This is a genomic window from Streptomyces sp. NPDC001156 (assembly GCF_053598275.1).
Genome location: NZ_JBSFJX010000102.1, coordinates 13,735 through 29,121, shown reverse-complemented (window position 1 = coordinate 29,121; position 15,387 = coordinate 13,735). Strand labels below are relative to the sequence as shown.

Genomic DNA, 15,387 nt, shown 5'->3' with positions numbered 1-15,387 from the left:
CCACCTCCACCTCTCCAACGCACCCCCCCCCCGCACATCCCCCCCCCACTGGTGCGCCCTGGCCGCCGCCGACTCGCCCACCGTCCTCGTCGGCGACGCGTTCCCCCGAGAAGGCAGCATCATGGGCTACACCTACGACCTCGGCGACTACTGGCGCCACGAGATCACCTACCAGAAGACCCTCGCCGGCGGACCCGGCACCGCACACCCGGTGTGCACGGCAGGGCACGGCGACAGCCCGATCGAGGACTCCCTGCCCGAGAACGAAGACGGGACGTATCCCACCGCGCCGTTCGCGATCGACGATATCAACGAGTGCCTGATCCGGGTGTTCTCACCCAACTGATACCGGGTCAACGAACGTGCTGGGCGGCCAGGCTGCGATGGCACGGTGCCCGGCCCCGGCCGCCCGCCACCAAGCTCCTCAACGAGGAGGGCGGCTGACCGCACAGCGGGGCTACCGCGCCCCGGGCCGCCCCCGTCGACGACACTGCGCCTGCCGAGAATGTCATCCATGCAGCTCAAGGGCTTGTTCGGTGCTGCGGCAGGATGAGCACCCGTGTTGCTTCGTCTCGCCTACCTGACCATCACCAACGCGTTCGCCGCGCTGCGGTTGCTACCGATGAGCGACCGCGACAAGGACGCGGAGATCCTCGCCCTGCGCCACCAGATCATGGTCCTTGAGCGGCAGCTCGGTACGGACCGGGTGAAGTTCACCTCGCAAGACCGAGCCTTCCTCGCCGCTCTGCTGGTGTCGCTGCCGCGTCGTGTGCCGGGCACTGGACTCGTGGATCGCACGGGCCTTCGCACCGGACCGGCTCACCGCCACCATCACCGCACTCAACCACGCGAGCATGGCGGCGAGCGCCGCACAGCCCCAGAGTCCGGAGCAGGCGCAAGCCCGCCAAGCAATCAAGGAATGCGAACGGCGCCTCGCCCGCTACCAAGCCGCCCTCGAAGCCGGAGCCGACCCAGCCGTCGTCACCCAGTGGATCAACGAAGCACAACGCGACAAGGAAGCGGCACAGAAGAAACGCGACACGCTGCCCGCCGCCACCCGGAAAAGGGAATCACCCCTTGCCCCCGACCAGATCCGGGCGATCACTGAGAGAATCGGAGACATCGCACAACGCATCCAAGCCGCCGACCCCGACAAGAAGGGCCCACTCTACGAAGCCCTGGGCATCACCATCAGTTACGAACACGCGACGAGGACCGCGACCGTAAGGTCGAGGCCCTCGCTTCCGTATCGTTATAGCGAGTGTCCGAGGGGCGAGTTGACCATTAACGATACGGTCGTGATAGCGCAAGGGAAGCTCGGTCTGGGAGATCGAACTTGAGTCATACGACTGCCGAGGTCGGCTCGCCGACTATGGCGGCCCCGCCTCACCTTGTCGCTACACATGCCGACGAGGCACGTCCGGACGGCCTCTGTGCGCGGGTGCTGAGTACTACGTCGCAGCGGAAGTCGCAGGCGCGGTCGCTAAGTCCGTGAGCCCACGCACCAGCGACCCCACCGCGCCCGCGCCCGCGCGACCAGCGCTTACTCCGTCGCACCGCGTCACCCCGGCTGGCCCAGGTCCTGTACGACGTGCGTGCTCACTATGCCTCCTTTCCGGTAGCCCGGCTCCTCGCAGGCGACAACGACTACCGCGCGGCGCTCCGTCTCGAACCAGCGACTACGAGGATCTTGTCGGCGTAGCGGCACCCCCGCGGCTGCGCAGGCCGTGGCACCCGCACCCTGTGCCGGCGTCGCGCGATCCCGGCTGCTCGGGCAGCAAGGCCACACCCTCGGCTGCCTCGGACTGGGGCCTGGCTCGTGCCATGCCACCAGGCCGTGGGTCGACTCGCCCAGGCCGGGGAGGGCGAGAACCTCATCACCTCCTCAGACACCAAACGACACCACTTTGCATCGGTTATGCGGTATCATTTTGGCAGCTGATGGTCGGTGGGAGGAGTTTCGATGTCACGTACCATGATCGACCTTGATGACGAAATGGTCGAGCACGCCATGCGCCTGTACGGGGTCAAGACCAAGGCCAAGGCCGTTCGGATGGCCATGGAGGAGGCCGTCAAGCGCCGACTGCGGCAGGAGGGCATCGACGCCATCAAGTCCGGCGAGCTAGACCTCACTTACGACAGCCGGGCGCAAGATCACGGCCGGGGCGCTGCGTGAGCGAGCGCTTCCTGATCGACAACTCAGCCCTTCAGCGCTGGCGCCACCCCCGAGTCGCCGAAGTGCTCGACCCCCTCCACGAGGACGGCGTCCTGGCAGTGGCAGGTCCGGTGGAGATGGAGGTGATGTACTCCGCGCGCAACGATGCTGAGGCCAGGCGCCTGCACTGGTTCCTGTCCGGTTTCGACTACCTCCCGGTGCCCGACGAGGTATGGGACCGGGCCAAGGACGTACAGCGCCAGGCCGTCACCAAAGGGATTCACCGCGCCCTGTCCATGGCCGACCTCCTGATCGCCGCCACGGCCGAACGCCATCGCGTCACCGTCCTGCACTACGACCAGGACTACGACATGATCGCCGCGATCACGGGCCAGGCCACCCGCTGGGTCATCGAAGCTGGTACCGCCGACAACTGACCCCGATCGGATGACGGTCCCGGCCGGTGCCCGCAGCGCCCGAGCGGCCGCACGACGCCGGGACCTACCGCACGACCGGGGGCCGTGCGGTAGGTCCCGTTGATACCTGCTACGCGACCGCGACAGCCGCTACACCGAAGCATTCGACGCGGTCTTCACCGCCGACGGCATCGAGATCCTCAAGAGCGCGCCCCAGGCGCCGAAGGGTGGAGGCGGGCCGTCTGCGGACGGACCGGTGGGAGACCCCGGAGGGGGAGAAGCGCTCCCGCATGGTGCTGGATGTCGACGATGTGGGCGCCTCGATGACGTTCGCGACCGTCACGATCACCCGTACCACTCGCCCGGTCCCGACGCGTGAGATCGCGCCCGACGACCCGTGGGCCACAGCCAGCCCCGTGCGGCCTGCAGCGCCCGTCGACGGCGCAGGCGACTCCGCTGCGGAGCCCCCGTTTTGATGCCGTCTCCTTCCGCTCGAAGCTCTCGACCGGAACCTCTGCGGCACCTCTTTGACATATTCCGATTGGCCTTCTGGCTTGGGATGCTACGGGTAGACGTTGCCAACCTCGACCAGCCACCACCGGTTGTGGGCGAAGCCCAGCACCACCGTGACCCGCCAGCCGGTCTGCGCCAGTTCGCTGGCCTTGCGGGGGACGGCGAGTGGTCCGATGCCGCCCTGGAACCACAGCTTCCCGGGCTCGACCTTGGTGATCTGCATCGGGATGCCGTCGTCGATCCACCGTTGCGCGGTTTCCGGGCTGCGGACTGGGCAGTCCAGGGTGAGCTGGTAGAGAGCGTCGGCGAGACGCTCGGCCTTGGGTAGATCGCGGGCGGCGGCGGTGGCGCGCTCGGTCCCGCTCGCCGCGGCCGCTTGGTCGATCACGCGGTGTTCGGCGAGCCAGCCGACCAGCTTCTTGGTCACCGTGCCCGACGCCTGCAGCAGTTCCTGCCCGGCCATGACCTTGCGGATCATGAAGTAGCCGAGGAACTCCTCCAGCATGCTGTCGATGTAGGAGGCGTCCATCTGCGTGCAGAATGCGTCCTCATCACCGGCGTCATAGGCGCGCCGCCAGCGGTCGTGGTCTGCTCCCGACAGCAGGTTGGGGCCGTATCCGTTCATGCAGTCCCGCAGCAGGCCGATCACATCGTCGTAGTTACGGAAGGTGCGGGGGGCCAGCCGCTCCCGCTGTTCGTCCAGGAACCGGCTCAGCGCTTCATCGATCGTGATCGGGGCCATACCCGGCAGTGTGCCACCAGCGACGCCGCAAGACGGCCTGAGTCGGCGTCACCGGGCCTGGAAGGGAGTCAGCCGGAATACGGCCAGAGCAGGCAAACCCCAGTAGATGCGGGTGTCCAGGAGCCGTGTTCCCGTAGTCGCCGGTTTTGCCCCCTCTTGCGGCAGCCACGCCCCGCAGTCAGATGTTACATAGCCTGTTCAAGTGGCCCCTTTCGCATGCATCTCCTCCGACTCCAGCGGCCCGCCTGTTGTGCCGCCACGGGGTGTGTTCGGTGAAGCCGGTGGGGGCTTTACTGCGGATGCCCCAGAATGGTCGGGTGAGTCCAGTGAGCAAGCCGCGTAAGAAGTCCGACAGCAGCGCCCGACGGCCGTCCCGGCGCTCTGGTAGCACCGCCCGGTTGCGGCTGCCGGGGCTGAAGCCGGTCTACCGCGCGTTCTGTGACGCGGGTCCGGACTTCGCCGCCCTGTCCGATGCTCTCGAAGCGGAACTGTGGATCAGCGGCCACCTCGGGCTGCTGCAAGAATCAAGCCCTGACGGGACAGGCCTGGAACTGGCGCTGCTGGATCTGGTCGATGAGCTGGAGCGGACCGGGCAGCCCGAGGCGTGCGCGATGCTCCACGGCTTGGCGGCTATCGGGCCGGCAGCGCTTCACGAGCCCGCCGTCTCGGCCGCCGACCGGATGTCCGCTGCTGCCGCGCGTCAGGGCCGGTCCTGGTCGCAGCCACGCTGGCTCGACCTGCTCGGGCAGGCCACGCCCGGTGACTGCTGGCACACCATGGACCGCTACGGCGAACTTGAGCAGATCCTGTGCACCTTCGTTCACCGGGACGGCGACCGCCTGCACGGCATCCTCATCGAGCGGGACCACTCCTGGCACGGGGCCGCCACTGACATCACCGCCATCGACGACACCGAGGGATGCCGTAACCACCTGGCCAAGGCGGCCCGCAGGGACGGAAGCGAGCTGCTGCCGCTGACGCACACGGCGGCTCACCACGCCCTCAAGGATGCCGTCACCGCCTTCCTTGCCCACGGGCTGGCAAGCCCCGCCCGGCCCGATATCCGACCAGACGCAGAGTTCTTCGAGCCCCTCGCTTTCGCCGTCGCCCGCAGTCGGCAACTCGATCCCGGCACCTGCGAACCCGACAGGCGGCCACTGGCTGAAATCTGGGACGAGGCAGCCCGCGATGCGCTGGCGAGCGAGTATTTCGCCTCGCCGGCCGGGGCGGCCCAGGCCACCGCGACCGCACGGGTGGCCCCCAAGCTGCTCATCCGGCTGTCCGTGGATATTCTGGGCCGGGACCCACGCCGGATCGGACCGGGCACCCTCACCCGGATCTTCACCGATGCCTTGCCCGACTCTCTCCTCCTCCCTGATGCCCTGCTGGACGAGGCGGCCGCCGCGATCACCGGCTACTACACCTGGGTGGCCGAGCAGTACCTGCCCAAGCAGGACCGCAAGGAGGTGTTGCGGACACTGCGCCGCCGGATAGCCGCACTACCGCAAACCCTGGCAGCGTTCCCACAGCCGCTGCGGGCATACATCGCCGACATCGACCAGAACGGGCACGACGGCGATGTCCTGCAGGCCGTCATCGACCGGCGCCGATTCGCCATCCCCGAACCCGGGCACCGCTGGGTCCCGAGCGACATGGACTCGGACGAGGTGGACGACCTCGACCCCGCCGACGACGAGGAACGCGCGCTGATCGTCCAGGAGGAGATGCGGGCCCGGAAGGTACCCCGGCGTCTGCACGCGGTGCACGAGGTGCTCGCCAACCAGCTCTGGCTGGACGCCCCGGCCCAACTGTGGCCGGCCGCCCAGCGGCTGCGCGACGCCGGCCTGTCCCGCGAACAGGTCCTGGACCGATTGGCGGATGTGCTGTCCGGACATCTGAACCGGGTCCTGCGGGCCGCACCCGGTCAGGCGCCCGGCCTGGAGCAGTACACCCAGGCGCTGGAAGCCCTGGGACCTCGCACCTGATACCCGGGCAAACGCCCTATATCCAACCACCGGCGAGTGCCGGCCCGCTGACCGAGCCTACGGGTGGAGGAAGACTGCGCGTGCCGATAAATCATCCGCCCAGGTCCCGGCCTTGATCATCGAACTCCGGCTGTGCCCAACGCCTTCACCTGGACAGGTAACCGGCGGCATCATGATCTGTCGTGCTGCTGCGCCTGGCCTACCTCGCCGCGACCAACACCTTCGCGTTCCTGCGCCTGCTGCAGGTGAATGATAGAGACAAGGACATCGAGATCCTCACGCTCCGGCACCAACTGCTGGTCCTGCAGCGTCAGGTCGGCAAGCCCGCCTTCACAGACACCGACCGCGCGATCCTCGCCGGCCTGCTCCATCACCTCCCGATGGACAAGCTGCGCCAGCTCCTGCTGCTGGTGCACCCGGACACGATCCTGCGGTGGCACCGCAACCTGCTCAAGCAACACCACGCTGCCACCTGCGTGCCGAAGCGTCGCGGACGCCCACCCACCGTCCGCTCGATCCGCGCCCTGGTCCTCCGCCTCGCCCGCGAGAACAGCTCGTGGGGGTATCGCCGGATCCACGGCGAACTCGCAGCGCTCGGCATCAAGGTCGCCGCCTCCACCGTCTGGGAAATCCTCGAGGAGCACGGCATCCCACCCGCCCCCGAACGGCAGAGCACCACCTGGGCCGACTTCCTACACAGCCAAGCCGAGGTGCTGCTCGCCTGCGATCTGTTCGAGGTCCGCACCCTGACCGGAGCACGCCTGTACGTCTTCGCGGCCATCGAGCACTCCACGAAGCGCATCCGGATCCTCGGTGCCACCGCACACCCAACCGCGGACTGGATCGTGCAGCTCGGGCGCAACCTCCTGATGGACCTGCAGGACGCCGGCAGCAGGGCCAGATTCTTCATCCGCGACCACGACTCGAAGTTCACCGCCACCTTCGACGCCCTCATGGCCGACGCCGGGCTGAAGGTCATCACCACCGGCATCCAGATACCGCGGATGAACTCCATCATGGAGCGCTGGATACAGACCTGCCGGCACGAACTCCTGGACCGCACCCTGATCTGGAACCTCAGCCACCTCCTCCACCCGCTCCGCGAGTTCGAGACCTTCTACAACGAACATCGCCCACACCGAGCCCTGGGCCAAACCTCTCCCCTCCGCCCACTCCCCCACCCGATCAACGAACCAGGGAACATCAGACACTTGAAGATCCGCCGACAAGACCGACTCGGCGGAACCCTGCACGAGTACCACCATGCCGCGTGACCAGGCCGGATGATTTATCGGCACCCGCACAGCTCGTCGTCGCGAAGCGACCAGACCGGCCGCTGTCCGGACGGTGGTCCGGCAAGGACCCGCAACTGCTGCGGGCGGTATTCGTCGCGCGCGTCCTCGACGCTGAAGCCCGCCGAGGCCAGCACCGAGGCCATCGCCTGCATCATCGCGGCCCCCACCGCACGGGAGTGCCGCAGGACCGGCTCGTCCAGTTGCTTCAGCCTGAACGCGCGGCTCGCGCAGGCCCGAACGCGAGGGCTCGCCTGCCAGGCCACGAACACGCCGCCCGCCGCGTCGGCCCCGTCGTCGACGTCCACTTCGGCGCCACCGGCCAGGACCGGGTCCAGCCCAGGGGGCAGCACGGGCAGGCCCGCGGCCGCCAGCTCGTTGCGGACCTTCGAGGCGAGGGCCTGCAGGCCGGCGGATTCCTCGGCACTCACTCGTTCGAACACTCACTCAATCTAGCCAACCGCGGAGAGGGGATCGTCGATGGCCGACACCGCGACCGCTCCTGTCCGGCACGGACCGGCCGCGACGCAGCGGCCGCCACGTCGGTTACCGTCGCGGCGCGGACCTTCGACATGATGAGCCCATGACCGAGATCCACACTCCCCGCCTGCTCCTGCGCCGCTGGCAGGACGACGACCTGGTCCCCATGGCCGAGATCAACGCCGACGCGCGGGCGATGCGCTGGGTCGGCGACGGCTCCGTGCGCGACCTGGAACAGACGGCGGACGACATCGAGCGGTGGGAGGAGGAGTGGGACGAGGAGGGCTTCGGCCTCTTCGCCGTCGAGTTGCTCGCCTCGGGCGAACTGGCCGGTTTCACCGGCCTGACACTGCCGGAGTTCCTGCCGGAGGTGATGCCCGAGGTCTCGATCTGCTGGCGGCTCGGCCCGCAGTTCTGGGGGCAGGGCTACGCCTCGGAGGCCGCCCACGCCGCGATGGAGTTCGCGCTCCAGGACCGCGGCCTGGAACGCCTGATCGGCATCGCCCGGATCGGTGACGAGGCCTCGGAGAACGTGATGGGCAAGCTGGGCATGGCACCGCAGCGCGAGATTACGCACCCGGAGTACGGCTTCCCGCTGCGCATCCACGCCATCGACCTCACGCAGTACCACGCCTGATCCGGCCGCGGCCCCGCCCACCACGGCCCCGCCCACCACGGCCCCGGCCCGGGCCCGGGAGAGATTCCCGGGCCCGGGTTCCGCGTGGGTGTGCACGGCAGGCGGGGACGCACCGGCGGGGGGATCGCGATCAGTCGAGCCGTGCGTCGAAAGCCAGCGCCTGGGTCAGTTCGTCGACACGCCGCTCGGCGAGGCCTCTGGAGACGAACCAGGCACCGACGTTGCGGACATCGCGCTCCAGGAAGGAGCGGCCCCGCGGGTTGGCGATGACATCGACGATCTGGGGCACGTCGATGACGACCAGACGGCCCTCGTGGACGAGGATGTTGTAGGCGGACAGGTCGCCGTGCGCGTAGCCGTCGCGCGCGAGCAGCGTCAAGCTGCGGCCGAGCTGCTCCCACAGGTCGTCCAGATCGGCCTCCTGCGAGCGGAGCTGAGCGAGGCGAGGCGCGGCCGTTCCCGTCCGGTCTCCGATGAACTCCATCAGGATCTCGGTCCCGAGGATCTGCACGGGATAGGGCACGGCCACCCCCGCCGACCACAGCCGGGACAGCGCCGCGAACTCGGCGCCGGCCCACTGGCCTGCGATGGCCTCCTTGCCGAAGGCCGTGCGCTTGGCCATGGCCCGGCTGACCCGGGACTCCTTGTGAGTACGCCCCTCCAGGTATCCGGAGTCGCGGTGGAACATCCGGTGCTGCCCGTCGCGGTAGCGCTTGGCGGCCATGAGGGTGCGCCGGCCGGCTCCGGGAACGGACCGTTCGATCAGGAAGACATCGGCCTCCTTGCCCGTTTTGACGATGCCGAGCTCGGTGTCGACGGCGGCCAGGTCCGTCACCACCCATGCGGGGCGCGGCTCGGGGCCCTTCTCGGTCGGGGTCGATCGGTCCCAGGTGGACCAGCGGTCGCCCTGGGAAGGCCCGTCCGTTGTGAGGCCGGGCGTGGTGAGGTCGTCCTCGTAGAGGTCCCCGCCCCCTTCGGACGCGTACTCGGGAAGGGTCCCCTCGAAGGCCTCTTCGTCGACGCGGCGACCGCGTCGGTTGCTTCCCTTGGGGCGGATTCGGGCGAAGGACTCGCCGTCGGCAAAGCGCTCGCGCACTGTGGTGATCTCCTGTGAGAGGTCCCACCGGAGGGCGCGTCGGCGAAGGCGTGCCGTCAGACGGTGGGAAGGTAACGAGAAAGGGCGTCCGGCGCGCATGTGTGAGCGCGCCGCGTCAGGGCGGCGTCCACGTAGACGCACCTCCTCTCTCGCTACGACCGGGCTGTCGTTCGTGCCCGGCATTCCAGGATCGGCATGATCCTAGCGAGCCCTCCCCACCACGCAACGGATTTATCGGGGGCCTGGTGGTCGGACCGTTCCGCCGGTCTGCCGGGGGACCGCGGACGGCCGGGGCGAGAGTGCGCTCTCGCCCCGGCCTGTGAACTCACCGTCGTTCCGCGGTTCGTCGCGGCGGTACCCCTCAGCGCAGCGTGTACACCGTGGGGAGGGTCTGCCGGACGGTGTTGCCCTGGCTGTCGGTCGCGCTGATCCTCAGTCCGACGCCGTCGGCGGCCTGGCCCCGCCGAGGATTCTTGATCGTCGCGGTGAAGGTGTTCTTCCCGCTGGCCCTGGTCGTCGCCGGGCGCCAGGTCCTGCCCCCGTCGAAGGTGGTCTCCGCCTTCAGGGACGTCACCTTGGGCAGGGTGGTGAGGCTTTCCTGGTAGTAGCCGACGACGGTGATCTCGTGGGTCTCCCCGGCCTTGACGGTGTTGTCCAGGGCCAGACCGAAGTCGTAGCGCAGGAAGATCAGCGGCTCCGGGCGGCAGGCCGCCTGGTCGCTGCCGACCACCTCGCCCATGCACGGGCTCAGCTTCGGGGCGTCGTCCTTGGTCGCCTCGGCGGACGTGTACTGCCACACCGTCGTGACGTCGTTGGTCTTCGTCTCGAACGTGTACCGGGCCGACTTCGCCGGCAGGTCGTAGGAGACGAGGTCACCGCCCTTGCAGCCGGACAGCGCCAGCATCACCGCGGCTGCGAGCACCATGAGGGCCCCTCTGCGGCGCCGTGCCAATGGCACACCGGTGTTCATCGTGTCGGTCTCCTTAGCGGTGTCGAGTGCCATCACAGGCTGTCCCAGCTCTGGTCGGCGAGGTGCAGCGTGCGACGCTCGATTTCGTCGCCGGACGCGTTCAGCAGCTTGAAGTCGCAGGTGGAGTCGAGGTTTGGCACGGTGGGCGAGGGAACCGGCCCGCAGGACGGGAGGTCGAGGAAGTCGTGCTGGAGAAGCTCGTCGCCGACGATGTCGATCAGCGCCTGGCGGCCGCCGCCGCTGCCCGTCAGGTAGACGGTGGGGTAGAACGTGTCGCCCTGCCGGCAGCCCGAGCACAGTCCGGCCTTGACCGTGAACCCGGACTTGGTCCGCACCTGCGGCACGGCGCCCGGTACCGCCGGTCCCGCGTTCCAGTGGATCTCGTTCCTGCCGGTGAGGACCATGTCGTTCATCTCGGAGCGGTTGTGCTCCAGGAAGGAGTCCGCTCCGTGGTCGGCCCAGGAGGAGGTGAACCGGCTGATGGCGTCGTCCTGCCGCATGACGAAGACGGTCATGCTCTGGCGCGTGAACGGGTGCGGCAGAGCCACGTCCGACGCGGTGGGGGTGGCCTGGAGGAACTGCTTCCAGCTCAGCTGGTGGACCTCTCCGGGCCGTGCCGCGTGGAAGTGGAGGTCGACCCGGTCGAGGTCGTCCTTCCGAACCCGGTAGGCATTCGAGGGGATCTGGCCTTCGTCGTGGTACCTGGCGGCGTACGCCCTCGGTACGACGCTGCCGCCGAGACTGATCCCGACGTGCGACGGGTCGGCCTTGATGCGCTTGATCAGGCCGTCGGCCTCGGCCCAGGGCACCGACACGATGGGCAGTGCGGCGTACGGCTGGATCGCGGGGCAGCTCTGCGGCCCGTCGACGCACTGATCGAACCCCGTCGGGCGGCCCAGTGAGGTGAGCCCCGGTGCCGCGACCAGCACACCGGCGGCGCCGGCGGCGGCAGCGGCTGCCACCCTCTCGTCCCGGAGCCTCGGGTAGTCGCAGGTGCCCTGGCAGATGTCGGTCGGTGTCAGGAGTACGAGCTTGCCCCGGGCGTCGACGTTCGCGAGTTCGGCGGCGGTCCCGGTACCGGCCTGGACCACCGGCAGGTGCCCCTCGACCGGCAGCCGGGGAACCGGGATCGCGGCTTCGCGGGTGCTCGGGTCCCCGTTGCCGCGCAGCCACGCCTGTGTCTCGCTCAGCACGGCGTCCGGAGTCACGTAGCGGGCGGACAAGCTGGAGGGGGCACCTCCGCCGGTGGCGCGCATGGTGACGACGGGAGTGGTGCGCGAGCTGTAGAAGTCGTGGGTGAAGGTGCCCTCGCTCACCTTGCCGGTGGGCAGCACCCACCAGTTCGGCTCGCCGGCCTTGTAGTCGAACGACAGCACTGTGCCCATCGTCCACGCCCCGGTCGCGGAGACCCGGTTGATGACATCGGTCGCGTTGTAGGTCTCGGTGGCCTCCGGGTACCGCACGCTCAGCGGCTTGGCCTTGCGCAGGTCCAGCGTGACGGTGCTCGCCTTGGTGAGACTCACCTCCGGCGCGATCGGTGCGGCCTGCTGCAACTCACCGGCCGCGTCCCGCCAGCTGACCGGCATCTGCACCGCGTAGGTGCCGCGGAACAGCTGCTCGGTCACGCTGTCCGCGCCGACTTCCGGGACCAGCCCCGAGTGCAGGTGCACCTGGTCGTCGACGGGCATGAAGGTGGCGGTGCCGTAGCGGACGTAGGTGGCACCCGCCGGGGGAACGACGTTCAGGGTCAGCGGGAACTTCTGGGCCTCGACGAAGGTGTGGATCCCCGAACTCAGCCGTATCGCGCCCGAGTCGTCACGGGCACTCAGCAGCCCGTTGTAGCCGCCGTGGGCCCCGTCGGCGCCCAGTACGCTGCCGTCGACCGTCACCGAGACCTCGGCGGACCCGCCGGCGGGAACGACCACCGTGTCCGTGCTGAGGGTGAACAGCCCTGCCGCAGCGGGCTTCCCGTCGGCGAAGGAGACCGGCATCGTGAGATGCAACGTGGTCGCCTTGTCGCTGCGGTTGGTGTACGTGATCTTCTTCGTCACGGCCGACTGCGGGTAGGCCAGCCGGCCGAAGTTCAGGTTCCCCTTCGGGACGATCTGCGGATTGGTCGCGGTCGCCAGGTCCACCCGCCCGGTGCCCTGGGCGTACATGTCGTGCCCCAGGTCGGTGGCGGTGTCCATCAGCAGGGCCTTGATCTGCTGACCGGTCAGCTCCGGGTGCTGCTGGGCGACGATGGCCGCGGCGCCGGCCACGTGGGGCGTGGCCATCGAGGTCCCGCTGGCCGTGGTGTAGTACTGGTCCACCAGCGTGCCCATGGTGGTGCCGGCGGCGCGTGCCGCGACGATGTCGACGCCCGGAGCGGCGATGTCTGGCTTGGCGGCGCCGTCCCCGATCCGCGGTCCGCGGTTGGAGAAGTCGGCCATCTCGTCGTTCTTGTCGACGGCCGCCACGGTCAGGGCGTCGTCGGCGGAGCCCGGGGAGAGGACCTTCTGGTGGACGAAGCCGGAGTTGCCCGCCGCGACCACGAACAGGGTCCCGGTGGCGCGGCTCAGCTCGTTGAGCGCCTGGCTCATCGGGTCGGTGCCGTCGGTGGGCTCACCGCCGAGGCTCATGTTGACGACCTTGGCCCCCGAGTGGGCGGCCCAGTCCATCGCCGCGATGATCCCGTCGTCGGGGCACTGCCCGTTGTCGTCGCAGACCTTGCCCACCAGCAGCTTGGCGCCGGGGGCGACGCCCTTGCGCAGCCCGTTGGACGCGACACCGCTGCCGAGGACCGTGGACGCCACGTGGGTGCCGTGTCCGTGGCCGTCCTTGGTGCCCGTGGGACTGCCGGTGAAGTCGACCTGCCCGACGATGCTTGCGGACACGTCCGGGTGGGTGGCGTCGATACCGGTGTCCAGCACCGCGACGGTCACACCGGTGCCGTCGTAGCCGCGTTCCCAGGCGACGGGCGCGCCTATCTGCGGTACCGACTGCTCGAGGTCGACATGGGCCAGGCCGTTGAGCCAGACCTTCTTGACCCCGGCCAGGGAACCGGCGGACCGGGCGGTCGCGGAGGCGGCGGCCGTCTTGCCCCGTACCTCCTGCCACCACCGTCCGCTGTCGGCGATCTTCATCGAGCGGCCGTTGATGCTCGGGAGCGCCCTGCCGCCGGAGGCCCCGGCGACCTTCCGCGTGGCGTCGGCCCCGGCTGTGCCGGTGTAGGTGACGAGCACCGGAACGGCGTCGCCCTTGCCCGCCGCGACGAGCGTCACCAGCTGGCTCAGGTCGAAGAGGCTCCAGTCGAGCAGCCCCTTGCCGACCAGCGCGAGGGCGTCGTCCGGCACGACGTACACCTTGCCCTCGCGGGTGAGGGTGTGGAACACGACCGGGGGCCCGTCGGGCCGTGCCGCGCTCTCGATGTCGCGGACGACCGGCTTGCCGCTGTCGTCGACGCCGACGTGCACCTTGTCACCGGTGATCAGGGTGACCGGGACGGATCCGCCGGACGCGGAGACGATCCGTGCCAGGTCGCCGTTGGCGATCACCGTCGGGCTGTTGGTCTGCACGACAGCGGGAAGCGGTGTCTTCCGGGTCGGCTCGGCAGCCTGCGTCGCCGTGGTCGACACGACCATGCCGAAGACGGTCAGACCGACGGTCACCGCGCCCAAGCGTCTGAGACGCTTCCTTACGCTTCGCCTCATCTATGGCTCTCCTGTGAAGTGAGTGACGGGGAATGCCTGGGGAAATGCGGCGTGGAGGCGTGCAGGACGTCGGTGATCGGGCTCCCGGTGTGCGCGTGGACTCCGCGCCCTCACCAGCGGACCGGCTCGGGCGTGGCCACACGCCACGGGCGATCACGGTCGGACCATGGGCCTTCGCGCTAGAGCGGTTCGTACTCGCCGACGCCGTCGGCACCGCTCGCACTCCGGGTGGCCGGGGTGCCTGGCGGGTCGGCCGGCACTGCTGCCGGCACCGGTTCGTCCTCGGCACCGAGCGCCGGATCGAACGGGGTGTCTGCCGGCTTGGTCGTCGGCGGTTCTGCGGATGACATGCGAACGAGTGTGCAAGCGAGCCGGGCCCCGGCTCGATTGGTCAGATGCGGGAATTAACTCGCCGTTCGCCCGCGCGCCTTTTTTTCGTCCCGGGCGACGTCGACGAATTCAGCCGTCGCCCGGAGGGGTCTGCCCCTGCTCACCGAAGAGTCCCAACTCCACGACTCTGAGGGCGAGCCCGGTCCGCGACGTCACTTGAAGTTTCCGCATGGCCGACTTCACCTGGCTGGCCACGGTCTGCGCCGACACCACCAGCGCGTCGGCGATCTGCCGGTTCGTCAGGCCGTCGAGCAGCAGGCGGGCGACCTCCAGCTCGCGTGGGGAGAGCTGGTTGCCGTAACCGGGCCGTCCCCGGCCGCGCTTCTCCCGCGTGTCCCAGCCCTGCTCGTTCAGGGACCGCGCCACCGTCGGCGTCGTTGTGGGCGCCGAGCTCCGACAACGCCCGGCGGACGTCGGACAGCACCGGCAGAGCGGCGTTGGACCGTCCGGAGGCGAGGAGGCAGCGGGCACGGTGCTCCCTGGCGAGCAGGGCGTCGTACGGGCGCGGCAGTGCCTGCCAGGCGTCGGCCGCCCGGCCGAACAGCGCCGCGGCGTCGTCGAGCCGGCCGTCGGCCTCGGCCAGCAACGCACGGCACAGCACGAGGGACGCCTGCGGCACCGGGGCGTCCTTTCCGCCCAGGGCTCGTTCGAAGGTGCTCACCAGGTCGGCGGCGTGGCCGAACCGGCCGGCGGCGGCCAGGGCCGCGACCCGTACCGGGGCGAACTCCGCGGTCCTCGTCCAGATCCCGCTGCCCACGGCGATCTCGGCCACCTCGTCGGTGAGACGAAGCGCCTCCTCGGTGTCGCCCTCACGCAGACGCATCCGTGCCAGCGCGGCCGTGGCCTCGATCCGTTGCTGGTCGTCGCGTCCGGCGAAACGCAGCCGCTCCTCAGCCGCTTCGCGGTCCCCGGCGGCGCCCTGGATCAGGCCCGCCACGAGGGCAGCCTCGCACCGGTCCTTCAACCGCACCCCGTCGTCGTCGACCAGTCGCGCCGCCCGATCGGCCAGTCCCGCCCAG

16 protein-coding genes are annotated in these 15,387 nt (G+C 69.4%); 8 read left to right on the top strand and 8 right to left on the bottom strand.

The genetic code is table 11. The annotated features are described in order from the left end of the window. On the top strand, nt 1-346 hold a 346-nt coding region (locus ACWDA7_RS33440), incomplete at its 5' end, for an IS1096 element passenger TnpR family protein (RefSeq protein WP_450609161.1). A 270-nt stretch (nt 347-616) separates the two neighbouring features. Here the strand turns inward: ACWDA7_RS33440 and ACWDA7_RS33435 are convergent. Next, nucleotides 617-844 (bottom strand): hypothetical protein, encoded by a 228-nt coding sequence (locus ACWDA7_RS33435; protein ID WP_450609159.1) that lies wholly within the window; start codon nt 842-844, stop codon nt 617-619. Nucleotides 845-854: 10 nt separating this feature from the next. On the opposite strand from ACWDA7_RS33435, the gene ACWDA7_RS33430 reads away from it, so the two are divergent. The 4 genes from ACWDA7_RS33430 (at nt 855) to ACWDA7_RS33415 (ending at nt 3,047) form a co-directional block, all read left to right on the top strand. Continuing rightward, entirely contained in the window at nt 855-1,340 is a 486-nt protein-coding gene (locus tag ACWDA7_RS33430) for a hypothetical protein (protein ID WP_450609158.1), read from the top strand. 623 nt (nt 1,341-1,963) lie between these two features. Continuing rightward, complete coding sequence (locus tag ACWDA7_RS33425; protein WP_329512192.1) at nt 1,964-2,176, top strand: type II toxin-antitoxin system VapB family antitoxin; 213 nt, start codon at nt 1,964-1,966, stop codon at nt 2,174-2,176. Continuing rightward, entirely contained in the window at nt 2,173-2,592 is a 420-nt protein-coding gene (locus tag ACWDA7_RS33420; RefSeq protein ID WP_345127280.1) for a PIN domain nuclease, read from the top strand. Before ACWDA7_RS33425 ends, ACWDA7_RS33420 begins: the two co-directional genes overlap by 4 nt. Nucleotides 2,593-2,798: 206 nt before the next feature. After that, nucleotides 2,799-3,047 (top strand): hypothetical protein, encoded by a 249-nt coding sequence (locus tag ACWDA7_RS33415; RefSeq protein WP_450609155.1) that lies wholly within the window; start codon nt 2,799-2,801, stop codon nt 3,045-3,047. Between the two features lie 86 nt (nt 3,048-3,133). Here ACWDA7_RS33415 and ACWDA7_RS33410 read toward each other — a convergent pair whose 3' ends face one another. Then, the gene (locus tag ACWDA7_RS33410; protein ID WP_450609153.1) at nt 3,134-3,826 is read right to left on the bottom strand and encodes a hypothetical protein; all 693 of its coding nucleotides are present in this window, start codon (nt 3,824-3,826) and stop codon (nt 3,134-3,136) included. A gap of 326 nt (nt 3,827-4,152) precedes the next feature. Here ACWDA7_RS33410 and ACWDA7_RS33405 point away from each other — a divergent pair, with 326 nt between their 5' ends. Both ACWDA7_RS33405 and ACWDA7_RS33400 read left to right on the top strand, forming a co-directional pair. Further along, a complete protein-coding gene (locus ACWDA7_RS33405; protein ID WP_450609151.1) occupies nt 4,153-5,811 on the top strand; it encodes a hypothetical protein in 1,659 nt (552 codons plus the stop codon). 182 nt (nt 5,812-5,993) lie between these two features. Next, nucleotides 5,994-7,085, top strand: a complete 1,092-nt coding sequence (locus ACWDA7_RS33400) for an integrase core domain-containing protein (protein ID WP_450609149.1) — start codon at nt 5,994-5,996, stop codon at nt 7,083-7,085. 14 nt (nt 7,086-7,099) lie between these two features. Here ACWDA7_RS33400 and ACWDA7_RS33395 read toward each other — a convergent pair whose 3' ends face one another. After that, nucleotides 7,100-7,546 carry a hypothetical protein gene (locus ACWDA7_RS33395; protein WP_450609148.1) on the bottom strand — a complete coding sequence of 149 codons (447 nt, stop codon included), beginning with the start codon at nt 7,544-7,546 and terminating at the stop codon, nt 7,100-7,102. 140 nt (nt 7,547-7,686) lie between these two features. Between ACWDA7_RS33395 and ACWDA7_RS33390 the strand changes: the two genes are divergently transcribed. Continuing rightward, nucleotides 7,687-8,220 (top strand): GNAT family N-acetyltransferase, encoded by a 534-nt coding sequence (locus ACWDA7_RS33390; RefSeq protein ID WP_450609146.1) that lies wholly within the window; start codon nt 7,687-7,689, stop codon nt 8,218-8,220. 130 nt (nt 8,221-8,350) lie between these two features. Here ACWDA7_RS33390 and ACWDA7_RS33385 read toward each other — a convergent pair whose 3' ends face one another. The 5 genes from ACWDA7_RS33385 to ACWDA7_RS33365 form a co-directional block, all read right to left on the bottom strand. Then, complete coding sequence (locus ACWDA7_RS33385; protein ID WP_450609144.1) at nt 8,351-9,316, bottom strand: serine protein kinase RIO; 966 nt, start codon at nt 9,314-9,316, stop codon at nt 8,351-8,353. Between the two features lie 361 nt (nt 9,317-9,677). After that, nucleotides 9,678-10,319: a hypothetical protein gene (locus ACWDA7_RS33380; protein ID WP_450609142.1), complete on the bottom strand. Its 642-nt coding sequence runs from the start codon at nt 10,317-10,319 to the stop codon at nt 9,678-9,680. Further along, on the bottom strand, nt 10,319-13,936 hold the full coding sequence (locus ACWDA7_RS33375) for a S8 family peptidase (RefSeq protein WP_450609140.1): 3,618 nt from the start codon (nt 13,934-13,936) through the stop codon (nt 10,319-10,321). The genes ACWDA7_RS33380 and ACWDA7_RS33375 overlap by 1 nt, the downstream gene beginning before the upstream one ends. A gap of 221 nt (nt 13,937-14,157) precedes the next feature. After that, a complete protein-coding gene (locus tag ACWDA7_RS33370) occupies nt 14,158-14,328 on the bottom strand; it encodes a hypothetical protein (RefSeq protein ID WP_450609138.1) in 171 nt (56 codons plus the stop codon). Between the two features lie 109 nt (nt 14,329-14,437). Next, the gene (locus tag ACWDA7_RS33365) at nt 14,438-14,734 is read right to left on the bottom strand and encodes a response regulator transcription factor (RefSeq protein ID WP_450609136.1); all 297 of its coding nucleotides are present in this window, start codon (nt 14,732-14,734) and stop codon (nt 14,438-14,440) included. Nucleotides 14,735-15,387: the final 653 nt, after the last annotated feature.